The organism is Flavobacterium sp. (genome assembly GCF_035760125.1).
Lineage (GTDB): Bacteria > Bacteroidota > Bacteroidia > Flavobacteriales > Flavobacteriaceae > Flavobacterium.
On sequence record NZ_DASTTN010000473.1, the window covers coordinates 1 to 7,464 of the forward strand.

The following is a 7,464-nucleotide window of genomic DNA, read 5'->3' on the forward strand; positions in this document are numbered from 1 at the left end:
AACCATCCCTTTTCTGTTTTTATTGGCGCAGCTCCTGCACCAACTCTTTTGCTATCCCAAAGACCTTTTCTTGTTTTGATAATGCATTTATGATTTCCCCAGTGCAATCCGTCTGGAGATGACGCAATCCATATATAATTCCCCCCAATTTCTACACTACTAGGACGATGAAGAGCATAGAACATTCCGTTTATTTTTTCTTCAAAAATGGCACAGTCTTTATTGTGAGCTGGCAATATCATACCATGTTTGTCAAAATTTTTCCAGTCGGTGGTGGTACGTAAACCTACACCAACCCCATTGTCTGATACAGAAGTAAAAGTCAGGTAATATTTTCCTTCTATCAAAGCTACCCTACAATCTTCTATTCCAAAAGCCTCCAAAATTCCTTCGCCTACCAATAATGGATAACCTTCTGGTTCATAAAAATTGACACCATCCTCACTACACAATAATCTTAAATGGGAAAGGGTTGTTAAATAATCAACACCTTTGTAATTAATTATTCTTGCATCAGATGCATCTAATTCTGGCGCATTTGTTGGAATTTCAATAATTTCTGTACCTGTTTCTGTAAGTATAGGAAATGAAATTATTCCTTCTTTTTGTTCGGGTCTTTCGGCAACTCTAACCAACAACCAAGTTTTACCTTCATATTGAAATACACCTGGATTTAACAAACACGTAATTTGTAAACCATCAATGCTTGCCGGCAAATCTTTTGGTGATAATAATGGGTTTTGTTCGAAACGTTTTGCGATATCTTTCATCATTTTATATTTTAGTCTTATTTTAGTTTTTATTTTTCAAAATCGGGATCCATTTTTGATGTTCTGCTCCCTGCCACTTCATCTGCCATTAGAATAAATACATTCCAGCACAAACCTCTCGTTGAAGGCCACCACGAATCGGTTGTTGTCCATTTTGTTGGTATAAATTCTTTGCTGTAAGGCCATACCGGATTAAGATTAATTTCGGCCCAAGCTCTATTTTCCATCATTTTTTTTGCTTTCTCCCATCCATGTTTTACTCCTACTACGTAAGCACAATATTCAGCACGAAACCAACTGCCTCCATTGTAGTATATTCCGTCATTCGCCCCTCCTACATAATTTGATTTTCCAAATTCGCCAAAAGGCTGATAATCGGTATTCATAAACGAATATCCTATTTTGTCTTTAGTCAGTTGAATAATTAAAGGTGCCGTTGTACCATATTCCGGATGTGGAGAATTGGCAACTTTATTCAGCAATGGAATTTGATTCAAATGATTTACAACCATTTCATCTGTCAAAATAGGACGTTCGAACAACCAAAGAGAATAGAATTCGGGCTCTAGATCAGTTATCGCTATAATGTCTGGGAATTGCTTGTCGTATAACAGGTGTTTTCTTTTTACATCATAAAAATTACGATATTCTGTTTCTGCTTTTTCAATATAGGAATCGGATATTTCATAACCCAATTCTTTAATGGTTCGCAAAGCAATGGCTAGCATCCCTTGATTGACAGCAAGTCTATCGGTTTTAGGGTTAAAATCAAGAACATCTACCTGACATAAAGGAAAATGTGATTGGCACTTTCCGTCTTTGTCTTCGTCAAATTCATTTAATACAAAATCGACTGCTTTCTGAATTTTATCTTTTGGTAACTCAACACCAAAACGTCTTTTGTTCATCATAGCCCAAATCAGAAATTGAATGGTGGCCTCGTTGTCTTTTACTTCAATCGAACCCATATAAGGAGTGATAATGGTACCAACAGCTCCTTTTTGATTTTGGGTTTGTGCCCATTTATTCCAAATAGACAGATTGAGTTCCTTATTATAACTCGACACTATCGAAAAGAAAGAATCTCTATTGTACATATCCGGCGAATAGTTCATATTCGGAACATTGAAAGGAGAAAAATCATCTATCGAAGTAATCCAGGTAAGCATATTGAAATTAGCATACATCATTTTTTCTATTTCAGAGCCTTCAAATTTTTTTGCTTCGGCCAAACGGGTTTGAGAAGAAATAACAAAATCATGATGATTGGTAAATGGTTCAACAAAAATGTACGTTGTTTTTGTCACCGTTTCGCCCATAGCAATTTTATTATAGGGTTCTATGGCTGGCTCATGTGCTACAATTTCTAAGTTTTTTATTTGAAGTGAACAATCTTTTGCATCGCTAGCTCCAATAAACAAAGAAACACTGTCGTTTTCAATATAAGGAACCAAAACGCTCCCTTTAAAAAGTGTCCACTCTTTTTCTTGAGTGGGAAACTTGTCGATGTATTTTATTCCGTTTTCTAATTCAACTGTTTTTTTGCCATTTTTGATTCTGAACAATTTTAATGCAAGTGGCGTAGATCCTTTAGAAAGGAATGAAACAGTGTATACTTTTTGATCTTTGAAAGGAGCAATCATTTCAAAACCAGATTGCTCATTTGAATTAATATTTAATTTATAAATACTGTCATTTTTACTAATTTCAACAGAACCAACTTTCTTATATTGACTATTGAGTTGCAATTTTATTTCTTTGCCAGAATCTAAATTATAAAGTTCTCCAAAGGTTTGCTTGATGTAATTTTTATTTTTAGCTCTTTCCCCTAAAGTTGCCACCGATACTAAATTAGGATCTGGAAGTTTTCTCATACCTACAAATCCACCACCATGACCGTTAAAACGTCTTCGGGTGGTTCTTGTATAATGATTTTTATAGCCTGCGTCCATCAAGAAACCAACTACCTGATTATCTGGCGTAACAAATCCAGCTGAAGGAAACATTTCATGTGCAAAGCCTCCCGGAAAATTATCATATTCAAAGGTTACATATTTTGAAGGTACCTGTGCTGGTTTTGACGTTTCAGACAAAGTATAATATATAATTGGCATTCCCGTTTGGGTAATATCAATGCTCTTTTTTACAATATTTTTATTAATGACTTCATACGAAACGGTAACCGAAATATTCAAATCAAAGTCTGCTAGATAGGTTTTTCGGGTTAGTTCTATATTATTTGAATCCCCTTTCCACTCTGCTCCTGTCCAGTTTTTTATACTGGTTTTTTCACTAAAATCAGTATTTGCCATATCAAGCGAAAACTCTTCAGTATTATTAACCAAAAGCTGATTTCCATTATAAACAGCAACATTATAACCTTGTTTATCATCGCCTACAACTTTTAAATTAATATTCTGGCTTGACGAAATCGTTCCGACAAAACAGAATAGTAAAATAGAAAGGGTATTTAAAAATTTACACATAGTAAAATGTTTTTATTATTTATCAGGTTAATCAGAGCTCTACATTATTTACTTGATTCTTCTTTCGCTATATGGATATTATATGTTGTTAAAAAATAGAGAAGCAGCAATTTTTTTTAATTGCAATTGCTACTTCTCATGGGTAATTACTACTTTAAATTATAACCAAACTTATTTCAATTACCTTTTTTTAGTACCCAGGATTTTGTGTCAACAGTCCTGCTGAAGCATCCACTTCTGATTGAGGAATTGGATACAACATATGTTTGTCTTGAAAATTCTTCCCATGGGCAGTCATTACTTGTTTAGCAATACCCCATCTTTTTAAATCAGGCATTCTTTGATTTTCAAAACCAAGTTCGGCTCTTCTTTCAGAAATCAACCAGTTTTTAATAGTTGCTTTATCTGTAGATGCAGGTCTATTTGGTAGCGTTCCTAGTGGTACAGGAATTCCATCAGCAGTAACTGTATTTCTCGCTCTTGTTCTAATTTGATTTATGATGCTGATAGCACCTGAATAATCACCGGTTTCATTAAGTGCTTCTGCTTTCCAAAGTAAAACATCAGCGTAACGAATAAACACTTTATTGTTTGACGCATCATCATCTCCCTTGTTTCCGCCATCTGTGGTTCCCAAAAGTTTATTAACCCATTGTTGAGGCGCATTCACAGTATATAACTTTCTAGGATCATTAGGTTCAAATGAAGCCAAGAAATCAGCACTTGGAGCAAAGAATCCCCATCCAAGAGGCGCACAAATTCCATTTCCTTTTCTTGGGTCAGCTTGTTTAACGTGATTATAAGAGAAGATAACTTCGTTGTCTGCATATTCAGTGTTCATGTTGAAGTTGTCAAAATAATTGGAATCCAAACTAAAAAAACCTGTAGCTTCCAATTCTGATACTAATGTTGTTACACTAGCCCAATCCTTGTTGTATAAAGCCGTTTTGGCAAGAAGTGCAATTGCAGCCCCTTTAGAAACTCTCCATTTTTCTGTATCGGAACCGTATTTTGAATTAGGCAAAAGTGATTTTGCTGTCTCCAAATCAGTTTTAATTTGACTCCATACATTTTCTTTTGGTGCTCTTACTGCAAAATCAAAAGCTTCTTGATATGTTCTTACAGGGGAAAGAATTAAAGGCACATCTCCAAAATTAGTCACCAATGAAAAATAATAGTAAGAGCGTAAAAAATAAGCTTCACCTATCAATTGATTTTTTCTTTCGGTAGTGATTCCGGTAATTTTCTCAATATCTTCATTTAATAAAAAACTCAATGCAATATTGGTTCTTTTTATGCCCTCGTAATCATATTTCCATAACCCATTTGGTCCTCCATTGGTCGAAGTAAAAGTATAGTTGTTGATCTCATCCATCCATGGTTGATCTCCATCTGGAGACCATTTTTTTTCCATATCATCAGACGCGATATCATCTATTACGATATCATTTTGAAACACCAAACCACCACTCCAATCCCATTCGGCCAACTGGTTCAACTTATTGGATAACATATCATAAGATGAGGTTACTGAACTTTCTACGGAAGCCAATGTTGGTTTAGAACTCGCCTGTTCTAGGGTTAACGCACCTACAGGTTCAGTAGTAAGTTCATCTTGACAACTTGTTAATGACGCTAGCGAAATCATAATCGCTGTTATATATGTATATTTCATGGTTCGTTTATTAAATTTTAAATTTTAAACCTAATAGGATTGATGTAGATTGAGGATAAGTCCCTTGATCTATGAAAGAAGTTGATTCTGGGTCCAAACCAGTATAGTTCGTTAAAGTCAATAAGTTTTGACCTGATACATACATTCTTAAATATGTATCACCTATGATTTTAGGATCAAACGTATATCCAATTTCAAGATTTTTTAATCGTAAGTATGAAGCATCTTCAACAAAAACGCTAGAAACTTGGCTTCCTCCGTTATCATTTAGTGTGTTACGAGGCGTTGTATTGCTCGTACCTTCTCCATTCCATGCGCCTAACACTGCTGTAGTAGAGTTGAAAGGGCGGCTATCATAATCCAAAATTTGTTTCAAATCATTGTAGCGATCTACACCTGAAACTCCTTGGAAAAGGAATGACATATCAAATCTTTTATATTCGGCATTAAATGAGAAACCGTATGTTACTTTTGGTATTGAACTTCCAATGAATGTTCTGTCATCAGCATTAATTTGACCATCTCCATTTAAATCTTTAAATTTAATATCACCCGGTTTTGTACCGTTTTCATTAGAAAATAAAGTAGAAGACACTTCAGCAGCATTTTGATAAATACCATCAAACTTCAATCCATAATAAGAACTAATAGGTTGTCCAACTACTGTTTTAGTGTGAGTCTTGTCATCATTGATCTCGGTAACATATTGCTGCAGTTGCTCAACATTATTTTTTAGTGTAGCAATGTTTGCATTGATTCCGTATTTAAATTCGTGGTCATTATTTTGAAAATTAGCTCCAAATTCAAAACCTTTATTCGTTACAACACCTGCATTAACATAAGTTCTGTTGATTTGACCAACAGTAGATGAAGGTAAGCCTACAGTTAATAATATATCATCTGTCTTTTTATCAAAATAATCTGCAGAAAAAGTCAGTTTACTATCCAATACACCCAAATCGACACCAAAGTTAGTCTGTGTAGTAGTTTCCCATTTCAAATCTGGATTACCATAACGAACTATGTTTACAATACCACCTGTTTCGGTAACAAGAGTTTCATAAGCATTGTTAGGTATTTCTTGATTACCGGATTGACCCCAACTGGCTCTCCATTTTAAGTTGGAAATCCATTCTGCTTTTTCCATGAACTTCTCTTTAGACATTACCCATCCTCCAGAAACAGAAGGGAAATAACCCCATTTGTTATTCGGTCCAAAACGAGAAGATCCATCAGCTCTTATAGTACCTGAAACTAAATATTTATTCTCGTATCCATAATTGGCAGATCCAAAGAAAGAAATAAGGTTCCAACTTTGAGCAGATCCTGAACTGTGTTTATTGACATCACTTCCATAATCAAGATAACGGAAAGGATCAGTAGTATTATTATAATTCTGTCTACTTCCACCTACTGCAGACTGGTCGTATGATACAGTTTCAGATCCCAATAATGCACTTATACTGTGTTTATCAGCAATAGTTTTAGTGTAATTCAAAGTATTCGCAAAAGTAAACGTAGTCGCTTCGCCTCTATTCTCATTTAGGCTTGAAGGTCTGTTGTTTCTACCTTGCCCAGGATACGTTTCATTTGCACTATTGTCATTATCATCTCCAAAATTTTCTCCAAAAGCCTTGTTGTGATCGAAAGTGATTTCAGCTCCCAAATTACTTTTGAATTTCAACGATTTATCTGCTAAGAAAGCATATTCACCATATACATTTCCGAAAGTTTTAAAAGCAGAACGTACATCATCTGTAAAATGGACAATTGCCAATGGATTAGAAGTTAATTCATAATTTTGATTCCAACCACCATTAGGATTGTTATTCAAATAAAAAGGCAAATCAGTGTAAGGATCATTTGCTTTATAAGTTGGATCATTCACATCTTTATAAACTCCTAAAACCGATGGACGCAATAAAGCATGTCTAATTACTCCGGGAGCGTCTCCACTTGAAGACATTTTATCTTGTCTAGTACTCGTAATCTGAAGGTTTGTTCCAACTTTAAAACGATCAGTAACTTCAGTATTAATATTAGTTCTAAAATTAATACGTTTGTAGGTGTCATTGTCGCCAACCACAATACCATCTTGTCCAAAATAACCACCAGATATTAAATATTGCGTTTTCTCTGAACCTCCGCTAACCGAAAGCTGTAAATTGTTAGTTCTTCCAGAAGTGAATAATTCGTCTAACCAATTAGTATCCGATAGAGCTATTCCATTAACATTTCCGTTAGTTTGATCTGTTTTGTACGGGCTTATTGCTCCAGCCGGATTATTATTAGAATTGTGCCATGCCTGATCCATTACTGTCAAGTACTGATTTGCATTTAGCATTTTAGGAAGGTTTGTGGCAAAACTGGTTCCAGAGTAATATTCTACATCAATATTCGATTTTCCTTTTGAACCGTTTTTGGTAGTAAGAATTACAACCCCACCTGCAGATCTGGAACCGTAAATTGCGGTAGCGGCAGCATCTTTTAATACAGTCATCGATTTTACGTCAGACATATTCAAGAAAGAAAT

The 7,464-nt window shown here is 34.9% G+C and carries 4 protein-coding genes; all 4 read right to left on the minus strand.

The genetic code is table 11. The features are described from left to right. The coding region (locus VFS71_RS16855; protein ID WP_326402746.1) for a glycosidase at positions 1–770 on the minus strand (770 nt) is incomplete at its 3' end. Between the two features lie 29 nt (positions 771–799). Beyond that, positions 800–3,256: a hypothetical protein gene (locus tag VFS71_RS16860; RefSeq protein WP_326402747.1), complete on the minus strand. Its 2,457-nt coding sequence runs from the start codon at positions 3,254–3,256 to the stop codon at positions 800–802. Between the two features lie 190 nt (positions 3,257–3,446). Continuing rightward, positions 3,447–4,931 (minus strand): RagB/SusD family nutrient uptake outer membrane protein, encoded by a 1,485-nt coding sequence (locus VFS71_RS16865; protein WP_326402749.1) that lies wholly within the window; start codon positions 4,929–4,931, stop codon positions 3,447–3,449. 10 nt (positions 4,932–4,941) lie between these two features. Then, the coding region (locus VFS71_RS16870) for a SusC/RagA family TonB-linked outer membrane protein (RefSeq protein WP_326402750.1) at positions 4,942–7,464 on the minus strand (2,523 nt) is incomplete at its 5' end.

Coding starts and splice junctions, on each gene's coding strand:
- VFS71_RS16865 (WP_326402749.1), bottom strand. CDS start 4,931: ATGAAATATACATATATAACAGCGATTATGATTTCGCTAGCGTCATTA.
- VFS71_RS16860 (WP_326402747.1), bottom strand. CDS start 3,256: ATGTGTAAATTTTTAAATACCCTTTCTATTTTACTATTCTGTTTTGTC.